The sequence below is a fragment of the Pseudoalteromonas sp. SG43-8 genome (genome assembly GCF_014164245.1).
In the GTDB taxonomy this organism is placed as follows: domain Bacteria; phylum Pseudomonadota; class Gammaproteobacteria; order Enterobacterales; family Alteromonadaceae; genus Pseudoalteromonas; species Pseudoalteromonas distincta.
This window is the reverse complement of record NZ_JACJEX010000008.1, coordinates 69,584-91,429: the sequence shown is the minus strand read 5'-3', so window position 1 is coordinate 91,429 and position 21,846 is coordinate 69,584. Positions and strand designations below refer to the sequence as shown.

Genomic DNA, 21,846 nt, shown 5'->3' with positions numbered 1-21,846 from the left:
ACCTGTATTTAATGCCAAGATAAAATGGTGTTGTTTGCAGTTGTGATGCAATCGGTTTGAGTTAACTCAAGATGTGTTAAAGGTGGACGAAGTTGCGGGCTGCTTAAGCGGCCTTGCAAATGCATCAGTACCTTTACGGGAATAGGGTTTGCGACAGCAAATAGGCTATTAATAGCGCTTGACCACTGGGCAAATAAATTAGGGTGTTGACCACTTAAACTGCGCTTAACAAACTCGTGAGTTTGTTCAGGCCATGCGTTTGCAGCTACCGACACCAAACCTTTTGCGCCAGCTTGAGCAAAATAAGGCATTAGCGCATCGTCGCCACTAAAAATAGCTAAATTAGGCGCGGCTTGGCGGTAAGCTTCAAACTGAGCAATGCTGCCGCTCGCTTCTTTTAACGCCCATAAATTTTTATTGTTTTGTAAGTTTTGAATTGTTGCCACTGGGATGCTAACAGCGCTTCGACCCGGTACGTTATAAAGCATACATGGGTGAGCGCTTGCATTTAGCAGGCTTTCAAACCAATGAGTTTGACCTATAGCGCCAGGCTTTGCATAAAGCGGTGAGCCAAGTAAAAAGCTATGAATTGGGAGTGTATTACAGTAGTTAACCCACTCAATTTGTTGCTTTAAGTTACTACCGCCCACAGCTACCATGAGTGGTACTGTTGGTTTTAGCTGGCATACGTGCTCAACAATGGCTTGTTGTTCTTTTAGCGTTAGTGCTAAACCTTCGCCCGTACTGCCAAGTAGCAAAATACCGTTATGTGCCGCTTCTTGATCGCTAACCAACTTAGTTAACGTGTTGTAGTCGACATCGCCGTGTTGATCAAATGGCGTAACGAGCGCGGTCCACAGTGAGTAGTCGTTTAAATTGAAGTTGTTGATCATCTCTCACGAACTTATAATTTGTACCAATTTTATTAAAAACGTGATCATTTTAGCGATAACTAATTTAATGTAATTGGTATTATTCGAAGAGTTAAAAAGCTTTATGGAAGGAGCCGCATTAACGTCGTTCGAACTAATAATTCGAAGAGCGAATGGGCTTAAAATAATAGGGCGCACGGCCTTAATATTTAAGACCAGAAGCTCTCCACCAAACTAACAAGCTGCTTTTTATAAACAGCTATTGGTGACAGTCGCTAGGGTTCAACCTAGTCGCCCGAAATAAACACCTCGCAAAAGTGGTTACTTCTCGGCGTTAATTCCCCTCACGTATGCTTACTGGAGTTTGCGCTCCTAACATACGTTACCTGAATAACGCACCTCTTCTAGCCCTTTGCACCTGTTTGTAGAGTAAAACTTACAAACCTGTGCAATTTAAATAGGGTAATTACGGCGATTAAAGCATTTTAGCCGTCTAGGTGTCAAGCGACTAAATACAGATTAATTCATCGAAAAGAGGGGTGGTTACGTATTAGGTGCTTTTCTCGTACACTAGCAATATAAGTAGTGAGGTATTTAATTAGTATGGAAAAATTTAGCGATATTTATAAGCGAGCGGTAGAGCGAAAAGGCTCTGAAAAAATGCTTAAGTTATTACTTGCAAAACCGCTATCTAAAAAACAACTAAGCACGTTAAGTGACGACGATTGGCTTGAAGAATTTACTCGAAAAGTATTTCAAAGCGGCTTTTATTGGTCAGTCATAAATAATAAGTGGCCGGGCTTTAGAGAGGTTTTTTGGGATTTTAGCGTTGATAAGTTATTAATGATGCCACCTGATATGCTGGAACAAAAAGCAACGGATGAGCGAATTGTTCGTAACTATAAAAAAGTAAAAACAATTACCGAAAATGCTTACATGATCCACGAAATAGCAGGAGAACATGGCAGTTTTAGCCAGTTTATCGCTAATTGGCCAACAGACGATATTATTGGCTTGTGGGCGTATTTAAAAAAACATGGTTCGCGTTTAGGCGGAAATACAGGGCCTTATGCGCTGCGAGCACTTGGTAAAGATACATTTTTACTATCACGCGATGTAGAGAATTATTTGCGTGCCCATAAAATTATAGACGGCGGCTTACAAACTAAAAAGTCACTAAATGCAGCCCAAGCTTTTTTTAACGAAATGCAAAAGCAAAGCGGCTTAAGTATGCAAGAGTTAAGCTTAATTGTTGCTTATGGCGTAGGTGACAACCGTGTTGGTATAAGTCAGCAATAATAGGAATTACCATGAAATTAGTGCCAAGATACACAGATATTGCGGAAAACTTCGCAATAGAAGATTTCCCTCCAAGTGTCGCCTCTCCTCAGCTATTACTGTGGAACGAGAGTTTAGCAAAACAATTTAGTATTAACGTTGCGGCTGATTTGCGTGCCAGCACTTTTAGCGGTAACGAAAAACAGGCGATTCCTGCAGTAGCACTTGGTTACTCTGGGCACCAATTTGGACATTTTTCACCACGCTTAGGTGATGGACGAGCGCACTTACTGGGCGCTATTAGTGATGATGAAAACCAGTTATGGGATATTCAATTAAAAGGCTCTGGTGCTACTCCTTACTCAAGAGGTGGGGATGGACGTTGCGCACTTGGCCCTGCTATTCGTGAATACGTAATGAGCGAAGCAATGCATGCGCTGGGAGTTAAAACCACACGCTGCTTAGCGGTTGTTGGTAGTGGTGAAACGGTTTATCGTAATCCGCCACAAGCAGGGGCTATCGTTACGCGTGTAGCAACGAGTCATATTCGTGTTGGTTCATTTCAATATTTAGCGACGCAAGGCGATGTTGAAGGGCTTAAAAATTTAGCCGATTTAGCTATAGAGCGACACTACCCAGAAATAACCGATACAGGTTCGCAGCGATATTTAGCATTTTTAGGCGCTGTGATTAAAAACCAAGTTAAGCTAGTTGTGAGCTGGATGCGTGTTGGCTTTATTCACGGAGTAATGAATACAGATAATACGCTAGTTAGCGGAGAGACCATTGATTACGGCCCGTGTGCCATGATGAATAGCTTTGATTTTGATACTGTATTTAGCTCTATAGACAAACAAGGCCGCTATGCATTCGGTAATCAACCTAATATAGCTAACTGGAACTGCGCACGCTTAGCTGAGAGCTTAATACCACTCATTAGCGATGATGACGAGCAAGCGGTTTCATTAATGACGCCATTTATTAATAGTTTTGCTGAGCAGTTTAATACTGAGTTTACGGCTATGTGGGCACAAAAACTGGGTTTAAATGAATCTAGCGATAGTAGTGGCGAGTTAATAGCAGAGTTGTTAACGCTATTAAAAGATAATCAGCTCGACTACACCAATACCTTTGATGCGCTTACTGAATCCTTAAAAGGAGAAAAAAGCGTACCTGAGTCGCTAATTGAATGGAGAGCTAGGTGGGTAAGTTTAACTGACGATAATAGTTATGAAGTAATGAGAGCGGCAAATCCTCGTGTTATACCGCGAAATCATGTGATCGAAGAAATAATTGCACAATATAACGCTACAGGATCCAGCGAGTTACTACAGCGCTTTATAAAAATAGCCGGTAATCCATACTCTTACGGTGAAAAGTTATCAGAATTTTGCTCTCCACCGACGAATGATAATGACTACCAGACTTTTTGTGGTACTTAATACTTAACTTTAAATATAACCGCATGATTAAAAAGAGTCATTTTTTAATCAAACATGCGCATATACCTAGGGGAATGCTAATTCTGGTGGTATTATGCGCACAATTAAAACCAAGCAATATTTCTTTGCATTTATAAGTGCATTCAATTTAATTGCTCTTACATTCCTTGCTAAGTACTAATTTACAAAAACCTACTATATTTATTTTTCAATAAAGTTTTAATTTCGCCTATAGTAAGTGGATGTGTGTTGCGACAAGGCATAGAAAAAAGTAATAAACTTTATTTTTCGTTAAGTATTGATTAACAAAGGCTCAGTTAGTCTATATAAAACTGATTGAGCTAGTATCGATTAGCTACAATTTAAAATTGTTCAAATGGGAAGAAAACAATGAAATTAAAATCACTTACAATTGCAATCGCGTTGGCTGCAACTAGCGCATCTACGTTCGCTGCTGATAAAGAAGAAGGTTTCTACATTGGCGCATTTGGCGACTACTATGACGCATCTTGGAAAAACATGCGTGACCAAGCCGGTCTTGACGTAAACGAATCAACTGGCTGGGGTGTTGAAGCTGGTTACCGTTTCAGTGATTACTGGAGCGCACGTCTTGAATATGCTGACATGGATTTTAATGCTTTTGATAAAGTTGCTGGCAACCGTAACAATATTGATGGCGAGCGTTACGGTATTGATGCTCTTTACCATTTAGACGGCGGTCCTTTCTATGGTCTTTTCGGTATTAAAGAAATTGACGTAGTTGATGACAACACATTCTTAAATGCAGGTGTTGGTTACCAACATTTCATTACAGATGGCTTATTTGTAAATGCTGAAACAGCTGTATACCAAGGTCTTGACCGTGGTTACACAGATGTTGGCGCTAAAATTGGTATTAACTACTTATTTGGCCAAAACTCTGCTCCTGTAGAGCCAGTAAAACCAGCTCCAGAGCCTAAAGTGGTTGAAGTAGCTGTAGCTCCTGTAGACAGCGACAACGATAACATTCTTGACGCAGATGATAAGTGTCCTAACACACCTATGACTGATGCTGTAGATGGTACTGGTTGTACTTTATATGAAGATAAAGAAGTAACAGTAAGCTTATTAGTGACTTTCCCTAACAATGCTTCTGCAGTATCTACTCAATACTTAAATGATATTGAAAAAGTATCTGCATTCTTAAAAGAGTACCCAGATACAACAGTACTATTAGAAGGTCACACTTCTGCTGTAGGTAAAGCAACTTACAACAAATGGTTATCTAAAAAACGTGCTGATGCTGTAGCTAAGCAACTTGTTGCTGATGGTATTGCTGAAGACCGTATTACTACAGTTGGTTTAGGTGAAGAGCGTCTTAAAAATGATGCAAACACTAAAGCTGCAAACGCAGAAAACCGTCGTGTAGAAGCGCATATCAAAACTATCAAAAACGTTAAAGTTTTACGTTAATTAAATAGTTTGTAATAAAGACCCAGCCAAGTGCTGGGTTTTTTTATGCCTGTAATAAATTAATGTTAGTTAATGGTAATGATTCTTACTTAACAAGTATTCATGAAAATAGTTTTTACCACAACCACTATTCATAGTATTTATAATCGGTATAATCAGTTGCGCAACTGGATGGATTTTCATCTATCCATAAAAGCTTTATAATTACGCGTTAGAATACTATAAGTATTGGGTAACTTATTTGCGCCCAAAGCGCTACCGGATACTTTCACGTCACCAAGAGGGCAATATTGTGCTACAAGAATATCGTAAACACGTAGAAGAACGTGCCGCGTTAGGTATCGTACCAGCGCCATTAGATGCTCAGCAAACTGCTGATCTTATTGAATTAATAAAAAACCCACCTGCAGGTGAAGAAGAATTCATTTTAGATTTGTTCATTCAGCGTATACCAGCTGGTGTTGATGATGCTGCCTATATTAAAGCGGGATTTTTAGCAGCTGTAGCTAAAGGTGAAGCTAATTCTCCACTTGTTTCTAAAGAAAAAGCGGCAGAATTATTAGGTACAATGCTGGGCGGTTACAATATCGCGCCAATGATTGACCTACTTGATGACGAAACACTTGCACCAATCGTAGTTAAAGGCCTTTCAAATACATTACTTATGTTTGATGCGTTCTACGATGTTGAAGAAAAAGCAAAAGCGGGTAATACATTCGCTAAGCAAATTATTGAGTCTTGGGCAAATGCAGAATGGTTTACTAATAAGCCAGCTGTTGCTGAAAAGATCTCAGTTACTGTATTTAAAGTAACTGGCGAGACAAATACTGATGACTTATCACCAGCACCAGATGCATGGTCTCGTCCAGATATCCCACTTCATGCTTTAGCAATGCTAAAAATTGAACGTGATGGAATTACACCAGACAAGCCAGGCGAAGTAGGTCCAATCTCTCAGCTTGAAGAATTAAAAACTAAAGGCTTACCACTTGCATATGTAGGTGACGTTGTTGGTACTGGTTCTTCTCGTAAGTCTGCAACTAACTCTGTACTTTGGTTCATGGGCGATGATATCCCATTCGTACCAAACAAGCGTGTTGGCGGTGTATGTCTAGGTAATAAAATTGCTCCAATCTTCTTCAATACAATGGAAGATTCAGGTGCATTACCAATTGAATTAAATGTTGATGAGCTTAACATGGGTGAGCAAATCGATATTTACCCGTACGAAGGTGTTGTTAAGAGCCACGGTACTGACAAAGTAATCTCAACTTTTGAACTTAAATCTGATGTAATTTTAGATGAAGTTCGTGCTGGTGGTCGTATACCACTTATCATTGGTCGTGGTTTAACTGATAAAGCACGTACATCACTTGGCCTAGGTCCAACTGATGTGTTTAAAGTACCAACAGTGACAGAAGTGTCTGAAAAAGGCTTCACACTAGCGCAAAAAATGGTTGGTAAAGCGTGTAACGTTCCAGGTATTCGCCCAGGCCAATACTGTGAACCTAAAATGACAACTGTTGGCTCGCAAGATACAACAGGTCCTATGACACGTGACGAACTTAAAGACTTAGCATGTTTAGGTTTTTCTGCAGATTTAACAATGCAGTCTTTCTGTCATACGTCGGCTTACCCTAAACCAATCGATGTAAACACTCACCATACGCTTCCTGATTTCATCATGAACCGTGGCGGTGTGTCACTTCGCCCAGGTGATGGTGTAATTCACTCATGGTTAAACCGTATGTTATTACCAGATACTGTAGGTACTGGTGGTGATTCACATACACGTTTCCCATTAGGTATTTCATTCCCAGCAGGTTCGGGTGCAGTAGCATTCGCAGCAGCTACAGGTGTTATGCCTCTTGATATGCCTGAGTCAATTTTGGTTCGCTTTAAAGGTGAAATGCAACCAGGTATCACTTTACGTGACCTTGTACATGCAATCCCTTACTTCGGTATTAAAGAAGGTTTATTAACAGTTGAGAAAAAAGGTAAAATTAACGAATTCTCTGGTCGTGTACTAGAAATTGAAGGCGTTGAACACCTAACTGTTGAGCAAGCGTTTGAACTATCAGATGCATCTGCAGAGCGTTCTGCAGCAGGTTGTGCGGTTAAACTTTCTAAAGAGTCTATCGCAGAATACCTAGAATCAAACATTGTTATGCTTAAATGGATGATCTCTGAAGGTTACGGCGATGTACGTACTATTGAGCGTCGTATTACTGCAATGCAAGATTGGTTAGCTAACCCAGAACTAATGGAAGCTGACGCTGATGCAGAGTACAAACATGTACTTGAAATCGATTTAGCAGATATTAAAGAGCCAATCCTTTGTGCTCCAAATGACCCTGATGATGCACGTTTATTATCTGATGTTACTGGCGAGAAAATCGACGAAGTATTCATCGGTTCTTGTATGACTAACATCGGTCACTTCCGCGCAGCAGGTAAGTTACTAGATGGCTTTAAAGGTCGTATCCCAACTCAGCTTTGGGTTGCCCCGCCAACTAAGATGGATAAAGATCAGCTTACAGACGAAGGTTACTACGGTATCTTTGGTCGTGTAGGTGCACGTATCGAAACTCCAGGTTGTTCACTATGTATGGGTAACCAAGCACGTGTTGCAGACAAAGCAACGGTTGTGTCTACCTCTACACGTAACTTCCCTAACCGTTTAGGTAATGGCGCGAACGTATTCTTAGCTTCAGCAGAACTTGCTGCAGTAGCGGCTATTTTAGGTAAACTACCTACTCCAGCTGAGTACCAAGAATACGCAGCGAAGATTAATGCAACGGCTGCAGATACTTACCGTTACTTAAACTTCCACCGTATGCCTGCTTACACTAAAAAAGCAGACAACGTGATTATTCAACAAGCTGTATAACTTTTAGAGTTTGTTTAAAAACCCGCTTCGGCGGGTTTTTTATTGGCTAAAACAAATATTAGATAGTTCATGCTTCTTTTTTTGTATTATTGTATTAACTCTAGTCTTAAATTGCTTTTAAAGTAATTAATCGCGCAAAAATTCCTATCAAAATGCATTAAAATCCTTATCAATATTCTCATTATTTTAGGCGAGATTTTATGACAGCATTAAACAACCAGAATTTATTGCAACTACGTTTTGTTAACCAAGCAAATATTGATTTGGTAAAACCTTCTTTTGATAACCTTCCTGCAAACCTTTATGCAGATGGTGCCTTTCGTAAACGTCGTTATTCAGTAGTAAAAATGCAAAATGGTGAAATAAAGCTACAGCAAGCCAAAGCATTTGTTCAAGATGATTCAATTAATACTTTTCAAGGTAATGTAGAGCGTACTTACGAAAATTTAGAGCAAAGTTTACTTGAGTCAGAGGGCATGAAAAGCATTGTAAATGAGTTTCGCCAACTTACCGGTATTGATGAAGAACGTAATATTGAAATTCATCAGTTCCGCATGCTTGCGATTGATAGCGATACACCTGCAGCGCCAGAAGGCGTGCATCAAGATGGTTTTGACCATGTATGTATATGCGGTGTTTCTCACGAGAACTTAGAAGGTGGCGAACTGCTTGTATACGAAAACAAGCAAGCTGAGCCTTGTTTTAAAATGGAAATAAAAGACGGCATGTTTGCATTAATAAACGACCGTCAAGTGTGGCATAACGCAACACCTATGAACAAAATTGATGCTAGCAAACCAGGTTACCTGGATTGTTTTGTATTAACGTCTTAAGGAAGTTAGGCATGAACATAACGCAATTACGTGAGCAGTTTCCAGCATTAATGCAGAACGTTGATGGTAAATCGCCAATATTTTTAGACGGACCAGGTGGCTCGCAGGTACCAACATCGGTGCTTACTGCGATGACAGCTTATTTAGGTCATTATAATTCGAACTTAGGTGGCGCGTTTTTTTCAAGTGATAAAACGGTTGAGTTGATGGCGAATGCGCGCCAAGCCGCTGCTGATTTACTTAATGCACCTAGCTCACAACAAATTGTGTTTGGTCCAAACATGACCAGCCTTACGTTTAGTTTTAGCCGTGCAATTTCACGCGACTGGCAGGCTGGCGATGAAATAATTGTAACCAATGCCGATCACTTCTCGAATGTATCGTCGTGGCAACAAGCTGCAGAAGATAAAGGCGTTAAAGTCAATACGGCTTTAATTAACGAAGCTGATTGCAGCTTAGATATGGTGCAATTTGAAAGCTTATTAAACAGCAACACTAAGCTTGTAGCGGTCACTTATGCTTCAAATACCACAGGTTCAATTAATAATATTAAACGTATTGTTGAGCTTGCTCACGATGTAGGTGCACTTGTTTATGTTGATGCCGTACATTATGCACCGCATGAGCTTGTTGACGTGCAAGCACTTGATTGCGACTTCTTAGCGTGCTCTGCGTATAAGTTTTTTGGCCCGCATTTAGGTATGGTTTACGGTAAAAAAGAACATTTAGACGGGTTTACGCCTTACAAGGTTGAGCCAGCTAAAGACGTAGCACCAGGTCGCTGGGAAACCGGCACGCAAAGCTTTGAAGCAATGGCTGGTTTTATCGCAGCTGTTGATTACATTGCGGCGATTAGCGAACTTGACGATAGCCATTCACGCCGCGAAAAGTTAAGCGTTGCTTTTGCTAAAACTAAGCAGCACGAAATGGCGCTTAGCGAACACTTTTTAACGCGCTTAGTTAATTATCCACGTATTAAGTTATTTGGTATTGATGATTTTGATCGCCTTAATGAGCGTACACCTACTTTTGCTTTAATTTTTGAAGGGCTTGAGCCACGCGCCGTTTCAGAATTTCTAGGTAAGCAGCATATTTGCGTGTGGGATGGTAATTTTTACGCGCAAGGGTTGTGCAAGCAATTAGATGTGCTTGATAAAGGCGGCGTAGTGCGCATTGGTTGTATGCACTACAACACCATTGAAGAGCTAGATCAGTTGTTTAATTTATTTGATGAACTGCTAGGTTAATCATATCGTTTTGGTGCGCTAACTCTTTGGCGCACCATATATTTGTTCTGCACGATTAAACAGCACCCACGACGTTAAAATATACTTATCGTTTGATACTGGCTTATTACCTCTGTGAGTATGTGTAAAGTAGCCTGGGGCTATTACCATAGTGCCTTTTTTAGGTGCGATTTTACGATTTTGATAGTAAAACTCTGTTTCACCACCTTCTTCTACATCGTTTAAGTAAAACATAAATAACAACACGCGATGCAAAGCTTCATTGTGCTGTAGCTGCGGATAAACTTCACTGTGCCAGTAAGGGTAGCCACCTTTGTTTACTTCGTATTTTTGCGCTTGAATGTTACCGAGTCTAAAAATTTGCTGAACTAAAACGGGTAACTGCGGTTTACCCACTTCTTCAAAATTCTCTTGGGTTAAATCGACTACATCACCTGTTTTTGGATGATAAACCTTTAAGCCAAATGCCCCAATCATCATAAAAATATGCTCTTCAACATACTTAAAAACATGCTGTGCAGTCGTTTGTTGTATATGTTTTAATTGTTGTGCATATTCGGGGTGATTATTTAAGTGTAGGTCGTGGCTGTCTTTTTTCTTTAAGTCGACACCGCCCGATGTTACCCCTTGTCTTACATGCGGGCTTTGCGCGAATGTGGAAATAAATTCATCGCAAAACTCATCGCTTAATGCGTTATCAATAACGCGTATAAAGTCCGTCATGGTTTACCTTTATATAATTATTATTGGATTTTTATGTTTATTGAAAAAGTGATGCCGCGCTTTAGCGAAACAGATGCACTCGGACACATTAACAATACCGTACTCCCTGTATGGTTTGAAGTCGCGCGTGGACCTATTTTTAAGTTTTTTACACCGGACTTAAATCCACATGATTGGAAATTGATTATCGCCAAAGTTGAAGTGTCGTTTGTGGGCGAATTATTTTATGGCCACGAAGTGACAGTAAAAACCTCTGTAGAGCATATAGGAACCAGCTCTTTTACACTTAGGCAAGAAGCATGGCAACACGATAAATGCTGCGCAATAGGCAAAGCTGTGATGGTGAGGTACGATTTTATTGCTAAATCAAAGCAAGCGCTTAGCATTGACGAAAAAGCAGCGCTTAACGAGCATATTTACCAAGACAGTTAACCTTACAAAGCTTATATTTTATATAAGCTCATGCTGAGCTGGATTAGTGTAAATAAATAATGGCAGCTATAAATTTTTGTCGAGAAATTTTAACGTATTTAGATTGAGTTGCAGGCTCCAATTATATACTATTTATATTATATATTGTTGCGCCGTTATAACAGGAAATGTTAATTCGGTAATTTGATTGGAGTATGCGTGTGACATCTATTGCCAGTAACCAGCTTTTACAAGTTATTCAGCTCAGTGATGGTGAGAATTTAGCAGCTGAAATTTTGCCGTTTGGCGCAATAATAAAAAGCATTAAATTTAAAAAACAAGAAATGACGCTTAGCGTCGATGATCCTCAATACTATCTTGAAAACCCATTTTACTTAGGCGCTACAGTAGGTCGATACGCTAATCGTATTGCAAAGGGGCGTTTTAGCTTATCTGGTACGCAGTATCAACTAGAGGCAAATAACGGTCCTAATAGCCTACATGGCGGTGTTAAAGGTTTTAATAAAGTACTTTGGCAAGTAACTAAACAAACTGAAAGTGAAGTTGAGCTTTATTATTGCTCGCCCGACGGAGAACAAGGTTTCCCCGGTGAGTTGCAGGTTTGGCAAACTATTAGCGCTAAAAACGGCGAGCTTACTCTGCACTTTAAAGCGCTAACCAATAAAGAAACGCTCGTTAACTTTACCAACCATTGCTACTTTAATCTTGATGGCAGTGAATCAATTAATGAGCATCTTGTTCAAATTAATACCGAACGTTACCTTCCTATTGATACAACTAGTATTCCACTTAATGAAGCCGCTTTAGTTTGCGGTACCTGCTTTGACTTTACTAAGCCAGCTCAAGTTGGTGAGGCCTTAAGTGCTGTTCATCCTCAGCTAGAAGCTGGAAATGGCTTTGATCACTGCTATATTTTTAATGATGACAGCAGTTTAAAGACGATGGCTACATTAACTTCGCCACACACGAACGTTAGTTTAACCCTTAAAAGTACGCAGCCAGGCATGCAGCTTTATACCGCAAACTTTGTTGGTTCGCCTTTTAAAGCACGGCAAGCTTTGTGTTTTGAAGCGCAAAATTGGCCAGATGCGCCAAATCGTGAAAATTTTCCAAAGGCTAATTTATTGCCAGCAGAGAAATACGAACAGGTTATTATTTACGCTTTTTCTGAGTGAATACAGTTCTTTAATGTTAATTAAAAGAAAATCAAAAGAAAATATACGGTAATTAAATGCTTTCCATAATTAAGGAAAAGGTTGCACTTTTTGCCGGTTTAAAGTATTTATAATATAAATAGTATTTGAAACTATACGCACTACCACAACGACACAACGACTACACACAATCAGGAGTTTTTAAAAAATGATAATTAACAATAAGTTATCGTTCAACAAGAAAACCGCGCTCAGTATTGCTATCACTGGTATATTGGCAAGCGGAAGCGTTGCAGCTCAAGGCGCTGAAGGCAATACGCCTACAGTAGTAAATGAAGATGTTGAAGTTATCGCAGTAACGGGTATCCGCAGCAGCTTACGTTCATCAATGTTAGATAAAAAAGCATCTAATGTTGTTACAGACGGGATTAAAGCAGAAGATCTTGGTAAATTTCCAGATTTAAACGTAGCAGAGTCTCTGCAACGTATTACAGGTGTAGCAATTGACCGTAGTGGTGGTGAAGGCCAAGCGGTAACTATTCGTGGTTTTGGTCCACAATTTAATACTGTACTTGTTAATGGTCGTCAAATTGCGACAGACAGTGCAGGTCGTGAATTTAATTTTGATGTATTAGCGGCAGATCAAATCACCGGTGCTGATATTTATAAAAGTAATACAGCAACGCTTCAAGAAGGCGGCATTGGTGGTACGGTTAACGTAACTACAGCACGTCCTTTTGACTTTGGCGGTTTACATGTTTTAGGCTCTGTTAAAGGCATGTACGAAAGCTTATCTGAAGAAGTATCTCCATCAGCATCATTTTTAGTAAGTAATACGTTTAACGATGACAAGCTAGGTGTGCTTTTTGCCATCACTAATCAGCAACGTAAGCTTCAAAATAACCAAATTTTAACGGCAGGTTGGCGCGGTGGCCAAACAATCTCTAACCCTACTGATGGTGTACTGTTTGAAAATGCATACATTCCACGTAACTGGGATCAAGTCGTTGATGAGCAAGATCGTGAACGTACAAACGCAAGTTTAGTGCTTCAATATGCACCATCTGACGATGTTACAATTACTGTTGATGGAATGATTTCAAAATTTGAAGTTGATTCGTCAGTGCGTGATTTAGCATCATGGTTTGAACCAGACCGTGTAGGCAGTGCAACAATTGATGCTGAAACAGGTACGCTTTTAACTTTCTCTCAAGATGTAGGCCTAGGCGCACCAAGTGGCGACCCTGCAAGTGACTTTGTATCGCATACACGTAACTCACGTGATGTAACTAACAAAGCATTTGGTATCAATGTTGATTGGCAAGTAAACGAGTCATTAAAAGCAAAATTTGATGTATCTCGCTCAACAGCTGAAAACGACCGTGCAGGTAATGATCGCTTTAACGTTGTAGGTATGATTAACAGCTACAGCTTTGACGGTACTGGCAGTATTCCTACCGTACAGCATGATGGCTTTGAAAATGGGTCATTGCCAGATCCAAGCCTAGCGCGTCTTCACTACAATGAAATTGGTAACCAATTTACAGATGAAGATGAAATCACTGAAGTAAAAGCCGACTTTGAATACGTACCAGATAAAGGTCCATTAGAGCGTATTAACTTTGGTGCTTATCGCCAAGAGCGTGAAAAATCTAGCTTCCAAATTTTTGGTAGCCAATGTCAATTTTGTGGTTACGGTACACAAGCACCGCTTGATGAAATTGATTTTGAAGCGTACACAGCGAGTAACTACTTCCCTGGTTTAATCGATACATTTTATAGCTACGATGGCGATAAAATGCTTGATTACTTAGCGGATCAAGGTTTCCCAGTAGAGCCAACACTACAAAATAACCGTTACACAATTAACGAAGACATCACTAGCTTATACATGGACTTTACGCTTGGTTTTGACCTAGCAGATATGCCAGTAACCGTTAATATGGGTGCTCGTTATTCTGAAACTGATATTGAAGTTGCTGCAATACAAAGCTTTATTAGCGATGTAGTTCCAACGTCAGATGCGACATTGTTTGCTAATGTATTTGGCCCTGCGACTAATATTGAACAAGGTACTAGCTACTCAAACTTACTACCGTCTTTCAACGTTAAGCTTGAGCTACAAGATAATATGATTTTACGTTTTGCCGCGTACGATAGTATTACTCGTCCAACGATGTCTCAGTTATCTCCAGCAACAAACTTTAACGAGCCACGTCGTCAAAACTTAACAGCAAGTGGTGGTAACCCAGCGCTAAAACCATTCCAATCAGAAAACTGGGATATCTCTTACGAGTGGTACTACAACGATGCTAACTTATTTAGCTTTGCTGTATTTAGTAAAGAAGTTGACGACTTTATTGTTACGTTAACAGGTGCTGAAACATACGATATGACAGACCGTTCAGGTCCTGATTTTGCGTGTACTACATGTACAGACCAAACAGATGACGAACTTATTGGTAGCTCAGAAGTTTACACTGTAAGCCGTCCTCAAAATGGTGAGTCTGCAACTGTAACCGGCTTCGAAGTGGGTGTTACTCACATGTTTGAAAATGGCTTTGGTTTTATCGCTAATGCGACTGTTGTGAATAGCGACATTAATGTAGGTGATGATACAACTCAAACATTTGCACTTGAAGGTTTGGGCGATTCACAAAACTTAGTATTGTTTTATGAGCAAGACAACTGGCAAGCACGTGTTGCATTTAACAACCGTGAAGGCTTTTTACGCTTAGTTGATAACGGCTTCAATGGTGAACCAGTGAACGTAGAAACGTACGGCCAGTGGGATATTAGTGCAAGCTACGATATTAACGAAAACTTCACTATTTTTGCAGAAGGCATCAATATCACTGAGGAAGAGTTAGTACAAACAGGTCGTTTTGCTAACCAAATTTATTCAGTGGAAGATAATGGCTCACGTTACGCGTTTGGTATTCGCGGATCGTTTTAATTAATGTTTGAGGCGAATTTCTCGCCTCTTGTTTCATTGCAGCACATTAGTGCTAATACCAATTAGGTTAATTTAACAGTAGTGTATATTAGTTAACCTAATTGGCTAAAATGAAACCACATTAAATCCAAATGCCCTACCGGGCATTTGTTGTATAAAACGTTATCAAAGATACTCAAAGAGTAGTCCATTATGAATAAAACAATAAAAACAATCGCAGTAATTGGTGGCGGCACAGCAGGATGGTTGAGCGCTGCAATTATAGCTTCGTATCACCAAGGTAAAAATGGTGATGGCTTAAAAGTGATGTTGGTTGAATCGTCAGATATTCCAACAATTGGTGTAGGTGAAGGTACCTGGCCCACGATGAAAAACACACTTCAGCAAATAGGTTTGCGTGAAGTTGATGTATTTAAAGCCTGTAACGCTACCTTTAAGCAAGGTGGTAAATTTGTAAATTGGACGCACGGCAACAACGACTTTTACTACCATCCATTTACTGTACCGCTAGGCTACGGCCGCATAGATTTAGCCCCTTATTTAGATAATGTTGAAGACTTTGCACAGCAAACTAATTTTCAACATGATATTTGCGAAGCAAGCTTAGCCCCAAGAGGTATAGCGCAAGGTGAATATCAAGGTAACTGTAATTACGCTTATCACTTAGATGCCGGCGCTTTTGCAGAAATGCTTAAACAGCATTGTAAAAGTAAGCTTGGCGTAGAGCATATTATTGGTACTGTTGATCAGGTAAAACTTGATGACGATGGTGCAATAAATGAGCTTACTCTAAAAGATCAAACCCGCATTATAAGCGCCGATTTATTTATAGACTGTACTGGTTTTTCATCATTGTTATTAGGCCAAGCGCTCAACGTACCGTTTAAAAAAATGGACCACGTGCTATTTAACGACAGCGCACTGGCGATGCAAGTTCCTTACGATGAAAACGATGACTCCTTAGCCAGCCATACCATAGCAACAGCTCAAAACGCTGGATGGATTTGGGATATAGGTTTAACGCATCGCCGTGGTGTAGGGCATGTTTATTCAAGCAAATTTTTATCAGACGATGAAGCAGAGCAAAACTTACGAAACTATTTAGGCGATGCAGCAAACGGTTTAACTGCCCGTAAAATTAGCTTTGAGTCGGGCTACCGTGAGAAGTTTTGGCATAAAAACTGTGTTGCAGTGGGTATGTCAGCAGGGTTTGTAGAGCCGCTTGAAGCAACCGCTATTATGCTTGTTGAAATTTCAGCACGCTTTGTAGCAGAGCATATTCCAGCAGATACACAAGTAATGCCTATTGTAGCTAAACGCTTTAACGAGCAAATGGACTACCGCTGGCAGCGCATTATCGACTTTTTAAAGCTGCATTACATGTTAACCAAGCGCCCAGAACCTTACTGGCAAGCACATGTGCATCCGGACACTATTCCACAAACCCTGCAAGAAGATTTACTTCTTTGGGGAAGCCGTGGCCCGCTTATTCAAGATTTTCATGGCGCATTAGAGTTATTCCCAGCCGCCAGCTACCAGTACGTTTTATATGGTATGGGCTTCAAACCAGACTTTACTAAACAGGCTTATTTGTATTCACAAGACGCTCAAGCCAAACAAATAATTGAACGTAACAGCCAGCTTACACAGCAGATGTTGCAAACTTTGCCGCCACACCGCGCTTATATTGAGCAGTGGTTAGCGGCTAACCCAGTTTAAGGATGTGTAACTATGGCTATTAGTGAACTAGTAAACACCAAACACCAAACATTAAAAATTAACCCTAATGCAGGTATTGAATATGCAAAAACGCAGCATTTAGTTAATTTAAGAGCTAACGAAGTAGCAAAAGCTGCATGCGACTTACCTATATTTTTAGCGCGAAATGCGCAAAACGGCAGTTATACCGTATCGGGTTTAACAAGCTTTAGTGCTGGGCAAAGTTTATTGGTTAATAACAACCAGTGGCAGGCGCTTTACACACCGGTATGTATACAAACTCACCCTCTTTATTTAATGACCCGTGAAGCAAATAGCAGCGACTACTTTATTGCGATTGATGATCAAAGCTCAGCCGTAAATACGCAGCAAGGCGAGGCACTATTTGATGCTAAAGGTAACCCAAGCTTATTTTTAAATTCACAGCAAAAGCTACTTGAGAGCGATTTAAAAAATGATTATCAAACGTATCAATTTACCCAAGAAGTAGCGCGCTTAGGGCTTATTAAAAACATAGATATTATATTGCAGTTTGAACAAGGCGAAACCCAAACTATTCAAGGTTTGAGCACAGTTGATGAAGACAAACTGCAAACTTTAGATAGCGATACCGTTGCAAACTTACACAAGCAAGGTTACCTAAGTGTGCTTAACAGTATGCTTATTTCACTGTTTCAGTTAAATGCATTGGTAAAGCTGCACAACCAACGTCCCGAACTTATGCCTTTAAAGCAAATTAAGTTAGAACTAAGTCGAGATGCGCACGCGCTGTAGCGTGCACTTTTTTATTACACAGACATTGCGCGTAACGCGTAGGAGACACACACATGTCAGATAACATTTTACAGCTGGTGGTTTTTGTTTTTGTCACCGCTTTAATTGGTGGCCTTACTTATTGGAAATGCCGAGGCCAAAATCGTAATAACGGACAAAGCCAAACCAAAGAGTATTTTTTAGCGGGAGGTGGCCTTACTTGGATGTTTGTTGCAGGTTCAATAACACTTACTAACTTAAGCACCGACCAACTAGTAGGTATGAATGGTAACCAAATGGCTTTGCTTGTTTGGTGGGAGCTTGCGGCGATTATTGGCTTAATTATTTTAGCTAAAGTCTTCATTCCTGTTTATTACAAATACAATTGTACTACCACCACAGAGCTTTTAGAAAAGCGCTATAACAACAAACATATTCGCGCTGTTATTGGGGGATTATTCTTTTTAGGTAATGCACTTATTTACATGCCAGCGGTAATTTACTCAGGTGCGCTGTTTATGCAAACCATGTTTAAGGTTGATATTCCGCTAATGTATATTGCCACCGCATTTGCCATTGTAGGTGCTATTTATGCGTTTTTTGGTGGCCTACGTGCAGTTGCAGTGTCTGATACTTACAACGGTTTACTGGTACTGGGTATGGCTGTTTTAGTGGTATTTTTAGCACTTAATGCGATTAATTATGACTTTACGGGTATTCCTGAGGAGCGCTTAACACTCATAGGCGATGCTGACTCACCTATTCCGTGGCCAACACTTTTAACCGGTATGATCTTTATTCAAATGTATTACTGGGGTACTAACCAAACAATTACGCAACGAGCCATGGCTGCTCCTAATGTTAAAGAAGCGCAAAAAGGTATATTTGCCGCAGCGGGAATTCGTTTTTTAATCGTCCCTGCCATTGTGGTATTACCGGGTATTATTTCGTTTAAACTTTACGGCGATATTGGCGACGCTGCTTATGGTCGAATTGTAGGTGATGTAATGCCAGCATGGTTAACCGGTGTGTTTGCAGCGGCAATGGCAGCCGCTGTACTCTCTACTTACAACAGCTTATTAAATTCAGCTACAGCACTATATGTATGTGACATTCACGAAGCTTACTTTAATAAAGAGCCAAGTGTTGTAAAGCTAAGTGGTTACGTAACATTGCTACTAACAAGCTTAACACTGGTACTTGTACCAATTTACCAGCAAGCAGACAGTATTATTAACTTACTACAGCAATTAAATGGCTTATTAAGTATGCCTATATTCTCAATTTTTGTAGTGGGCTTATTATTTAAAAATGTTGATGCACGTGCAGGTATTGCAGCAGTAATTTTAGGTGTTGTAATGTACGGCATGCTTACGTTTGCAAACTCACCACTACATACTGACATTCATTACATACACTTAATGCCAATTACACTGATTGTATGTGTAGCTTTTGCATTGATAGTAAATAAAGTGGTATTTGGTTTGAATGCGCAGTGGGCAGGTAAAACACCGGCACTTGATGACGCAGGACAAGTACAAGTACAAAAATAGATTGTAAATAGTTTAAGCTGACAAAATCGGTCATGGGGCAACTCTGGCCGATTTTTTATATATATTAAAAGCAATAACAGAGCTTTAAAGTAAAGGTTAGTTTAATACCTTTTATTACAGTGGTACTTTCAGTGAGTTTATCTGACTATTTGCGATGTAAAGACTATCAAAATCTAATTTGTATGATATATACTATTATTATTGGGTGTCACCATCTGATAGATTGTGGCTCAAGCAAAGAGATACATTTAGTAAATAGTGTAGCTTACTAATTTTCGTTATATTTATAACTCACACAATAAACAAGAGGATAGGAAAATCATGGCCGACACTAAATCATTTTATCGATTAGACAGTGTAAACAGCACCGTTATTTTCGATTGCCAGAGCAAAACACCAGCGTTACTGTACTTTGGTAAACGCCTATCTGAGCAAACAACAGAAACAATGCTTACTCAGCTTGCTACCCGTCAAGAAGTAAAATGTGCCGTGGTTGAAGAAGCGCCTATTTCTCTATCTCCTTTATTAGGCGAAGGCTTTACTGGCGCGCCAGGGCTTGAGCTAGTAAATGATTCAATCGCATGGTCAGTTGGGCCAGAGCTTCAAGAAGTGCGTCAGCCTTCAAGTGCGACTGTTGAGTTTGTAAGTGTAGATAAGCTTCGTGGTATTGAAGTCGTGCACAGCATTACGCTTGACAACAACAGTGACGTACTAAGTGCACATACTGTATTAACTAATTTAGGTGACTCACCACTGAGCGTTAATTTCTGCGCCGCGCCAACATTTCAATTGCCAGATAGCGTAAGCAAAATAGTGAGCTTTGAAGGTCGTTGGTCAAACGAATTCCAGCGTCAATCTGTTGATTTAGTGCTTGGCAGCTTTGTACGTGAAAACCGTAAAGGCAAAACATCACACGATGTGTTTCCTGGTTTATTAGTGCATAACGAAAATGCTGGCGAGCAACACGGCGAATGTTACGGCTTTCATTTAGGTTGGAGCGGCAACAATAAACTACGCGCAGAGCTTCTAGCTGAAGGTCGTCGTTATGTACAAATGGGTGAGCTATTACTTCCTGGTGAGCTTACGCTTGCTAAAGGTCAAACGTATCAAAGCCCGAGCATTTATGGCTCGTTTTCAAGTGAAGGTTTTAGCGCGCTTTCTCGTAATTTCCATCGTTTTGTTAAAGCTAATTTACTTAGCCAAGCTCAACGTGAAAAAGCGCGCCCTGTGCATTACAACACGTGGGAAGGTATTTACTTTGATCACGACGTAGACACGCTTAAGCAGTTAGCCGACAAAGTAGCGCCGTTAGGTATTGAGCGTTTTGTACTTGATGATGGCTGGTTTAAAGGCCGCCGTGGTGACAATGCAGGCTTAGGTGATTGGACTGTAGATTACAAAATTTACCCAGATGGCTTATCGCCAGTCATTGATCATGTAAACAGCTTAGGCATGGAGTTTGGTATTTGGTTTGAACCAGAAATGGTAAACCCAGATAGTGATTTATACCGCGCGCATCCTGATTGGGTTTTAGGCTCCCAAAACAACGAACAGTTAAGCTTTAGAAATCAGCTCGTACTTGATTTAACGCGCTCTGAGGTTGTTGAGTACCTATACAAAGCGATTGACGATATTTTAGTTGAATACCCAACTATTAAGTACATTAAATGGGATATGAACCGCGATATTAACCATGCGGGTAATTTTGATGGTAAGCCAGCAGTGCACCAGCAAACATTAGCACTTTATCGTTTAATTGACCGTATTAAAGCGGCGCACCCAGGGCTTGAAATAGAAAGCTGTTCGTCAGGTGGTGCACGTGTAGATTACGGCGTACTTGCACACACAGACCGTGTATGGACGTCAGATTCAAACGATGCGCTTGATCGCCTTGAAATACAGCGTGGATGTTCGTTCTTTTTCCCATCGTCGGTTATGGGTGCACACGTAGGCCCACGCGATTGTCATATCACAGGGCGTAATGTAAGTATTGAAATGCGTGCTGCGGTATCAATGTTTGGCCACATGGGTATCGAAATGGACCCACGAGAGCTGACCGATCACGAATACAATGCACTTAAAGCGGCAATAGCACTTCACAAAGAGCATCGTGAATTTATTCATGCTGCCGATTTATACCGCCTAGATAGCGACGATTTATCAATTAACTTTGGTTTAATCGATGAGCAAAAAACAAAAGCGTTATTTGCTTATAACAGCGTTCGCGAAACACCGCGTACAGCGCCTAATAAGCTTCGTTTTGTTGGTTTAGATGCCGATGCGCAGTACACACTTAATTTAGTGTGGCCGGTAAATTTTGAAGAGTATCGTCCATCTTCAATTGCTGCGGTAAATGGTCAAACATTTACAGGTGAAGCGCTAATGCAGTTTGGTTTACAAATGCCAATATCATTCCCGCAAACATCGCTTATATTTGAGCTTAACAAAGCTTAAATTTAACTAAGAGCAGTAAAAGGCGCTAATCGCTTTTATGCTGCTCTATTTAGATATCAGCAGTCAGCTCTATATTGTTTAGAGCTGA

General features: G+C 40.2%; 15 protein-coding genes and 1 riboswitch. Of the genes, 13 read left to right on the top strand and 2 right to left on the bottom strand.

What is annotated here, in order from left to right; all coding sequences use genetic code 11:
* Positions 1 to 8 precede the first annotated feature (8 nt).
* Entirely contained in the window at positions 9 to 893 is an 885-nt protein-coding gene (gene dapA / locus H5122_RS14610) for a 4-hydroxy-tetrahydrodipicolinate synthase (RefSeq protein WP_182674052.1), read from the bottom strand.
* 190 nt (positions 894 to 1,083) lie between these two features.
* A riboswitch (Lysine riboswitch) is annotated at positions 1,084 to 1,284 on the bottom strand.
* Positions 1,285 to 1,475: 191 nt separating this feature from the next.
* Between dapA and H5122_RS14605 the strand changes: the two genes are divergently transcribed.
* From H5122_RS14605 to H5122_RS14580, 6 genes are all read left to right on the top strand, one after another.
* Complete coding sequence (locus H5122_RS14605) at positions 1,476 to 2,171, top strand: DNA-3-methyladenine glycosylase I (protein WP_149594454.1); 696 nt, start codon at positions 1,476 to 1,478, stop codon at positions 2,169 to 2,171.
* Positions 2,172 to 2,182: 11 nt separating this feature from the next.
* Positions 2,183 to 3,592, top strand: a complete 1,410-nt coding sequence (locus tag H5122_RS14600) for a YdiU family protein (RefSeq protein WP_182682450.1) — start codon at positions 2,183 to 2,185, stop codon at positions 3,590 to 3,592.
* Positions 3,593 to 3,982: 390 nt separating this feature from the next.
* The gene (locus tag H5122_RS14595) at positions 3,983 to 5,044 is read left to right on the top strand and encodes an OmpA family protein (RefSeq protein ID WP_182671867.1); all 1,062 of its coding nucleotides are present in this window, start codon (positions 3,983 to 3,985) and stop codon (positions 5,042 to 5,044) included.
* 292 nt (positions 5,045 to 5,336) lie between these two features.
* A complete protein-coding gene (acnB, locus tag H5122_RS14590; RefSeq protein ID WP_039488618.1) occupies positions 5,337 to 7,934 on the top strand; it encodes a bifunctional aconitate hydratase 2/2-methylisocitrate dehydratase in 2,598 nt (865 codons plus the stop codon).
* 200 nt (positions 7,935 to 8,134) lie between these two features.
* Positions 8,135 to 8,767 (top strand): 2OG-Fe dioxygenase family protein, encoded by a 633-nt coding sequence (locus H5122_RS14585; RefSeq protein ID WP_182674073.1) that lies wholly within the window; start codon positions 8,135 to 8,137, stop codon positions 8,765 to 8,767.
* An 11-nt stretch (positions 8,768 to 8,778) separates the two neighbouring features.
* Complete coding sequence (locus tag H5122_RS14580; RefSeq protein WP_182671868.1) at positions 8,779 to 10,014, top strand: cysteine desulfurase-like protein; 1,236 nt, start codon at positions 8,779 to 8,781, stop codon at positions 10,012 to 10,014.
* An 18-nt stretch (positions 10,015 to 10,032) separates the two neighbouring features.
* Here the strand turns inward: H5122_RS14580 and H5122_RS14575 are convergent, their stop codons facing one another.
* The gene (locus H5122_RS14575) at positions 10,033 to 10,737 is read right to left on the bottom strand and encodes a 2OG-Fe(II) oxygenase (RefSeq protein ID WP_165743502.1); all 705 of its coding nucleotides are present in this window, start codon (positions 10,735 to 10,737) and stop codon (positions 10,033 to 10,035) included.
* Positions 10,738 to 10,770: 33 nt separating this feature from the next.
* Between H5122_RS14575 and H5122_RS14570 the strand changes: the two genes are divergently transcribed.
* The 7 genes from H5122_RS14570 (at position 10,771) to H5122_RS14540 (ending at position 21,758) form a co-directional block, all read left to right on the top strand.
* Entirely contained in the window at positions 10,771 to 11,169 is a 399-nt protein-coding gene (locus H5122_RS14570) for a thioesterase family protein (RefSeq protein ID WP_182682449.1), read from the top strand.
* Positions 11,170 to 11,369: 200 nt separating this feature from the next.
* On the top strand, positions 11,370 to 12,344 hold the full coding sequence (locus tag H5122_RS14565) for an aldose epimerase family protein (protein ID WP_182682448.1): 975 nt from the start codon (positions 11,370 to 11,372) through the stop codon (positions 12,342 to 12,344).
* A gap of 187 nt (positions 12,345 to 12,531) precedes the next feature.
* Positions 12,532 to 15,279: a TonB-dependent receptor gene (locus H5122_RS14560; RefSeq protein WP_182682447.1), complete on the top strand. Its 2,748-nt coding sequence runs from the start codon at positions 12,532 to 12,534 to the stop codon at positions 15,277 to 15,279.
* 192 nt (positions 15,280 to 15,471) lie between these two features.
* The gene (locus tag H5122_RS14555) at positions 15,472 to 16,998 is read left to right on the top strand and encodes a tryptophan halogenase family protein (RefSeq protein ID WP_182682446.1); all 1,527 of its coding nucleotides are present in this window, start codon (positions 15,472 to 15,474) and stop codon (positions 16,996 to 16,998) included.
* Positions 16,999 to 17,010: 12 nt separating this feature from the next.
* Positions 17,011 to 17,772: a SapC family protein gene (locus tag H5122_RS14550; RefSeq protein ID WP_182682445.1), complete on the top strand. Its 762-nt coding sequence runs from the start codon at positions 17,011 to 17,013 to the stop codon at positions 17,770 to 17,772.
* Between the two features lie 53 nt (positions 17,773 to 17,825).
* Positions 17,826 to 19,304, top strand: a complete 1,479-nt coding sequence (locus H5122_RS14545) for an SLC5 family protein (protein ID WP_182682444.1) — start codon at positions 17,826 to 17,828, stop codon at positions 19,302 to 19,304.
* A 321-nt stretch (positions 19,305 to 19,625) separates the two neighbouring features.
* The gene (locus tag H5122_RS14540; protein WP_182682443.1) at positions 19,626 to 21,758 is read left to right on the top strand and encodes an alpha-galactosidase; all 2,133 of its coding nucleotides are present in this window, start codon (positions 19,626 to 19,628) and stop codon (positions 21,756 to 21,758) included.
* Positions 21,759 to 21,846 lie beyond the last annotated feature (88 nt).

Coding starts and splice junctions, on each gene's coding strand:
- dapA (WP_182674052.1), bottom strand. CDS start 893: ATGATCAACAACTTCAATTTAAACGACTACTCACTGTGGACCGCGCTC.
- H5122_RS14605 (WP_149594454.1), top strand. CDS start 1,476: ATGGAAAAATTTAGCGATATTTATAAGCGAGCGGTAGAGCGAAAAGGC.
- H5122_RS14600 (WP_182682450.1), top strand. CDS start 2,183: ATGAAATTAGTGCCAAGATACACAGATATTGCGGAAAACTTCGCAATA.
- H5122_RS14595 (WP_182671867.1), top strand. CDS start 3,983: ATGAAATTAAAATCACTTACAATTGCAATCGCGTTGGCTGCAACTAGC.
- H5122_RS14585 (WP_182674073.1), top strand. CDS start 8,135: ATGACAGCATTAAACAACCAGAATTTATTGCAACTACGTTTTGTTAAC.
- H5122_RS14580 (WP_182671868.1), top strand. CDS start 8,779: ATGAACATAACGCAATTACGTGAGCAGTTTCCAGCATTAATGCAGAAC.
- H5122_RS14575 (WP_165743502.1), bottom strand. CDS start 10,737: ATGACGGACTTTATACGCGTTATTGATAACGCATTAAGCGATGAGTTT.
- H5122_RS14570 (WP_182682449.1), top strand. CDS start 10,771: ATGTTTATTGAAAAAGTGATGCCGCGCTTTAGCGAAACAGATGCACTC.
- H5122_RS14560 (WP_182682447.1), top strand. CDS start 12,532: ATGATAATTAACAATAAGTTATCGTTCAACAAGAAAACCGCGCTCAGT.
- H5122_RS14555 (WP_182682446.1), top strand. CDS start 15,472: ATGAATAAAACAATAAAAACAATCGCAGTAATTGGTGGCGGCACAGCA.
- H5122_RS14550 (WP_182682445.1), top strand. CDS start 17,011: ATGGCTATTAGTGAACTAGTAAACACCAAACACCAAACATTAAAAATT.
- H5122_RS14545 (WP_182682444.1), top strand. CDS start 17,826: ATGTCAGATAACATTTTACAGCTGGTGGTTTTTGTTTTTGTCACCGCT.
- H5122_RS14540 (WP_182682443.1), top strand. CDS start 19,626: ATGGCCGACACTAAATCATTTTATCGATTAGACAGTGTAAACAGCACC.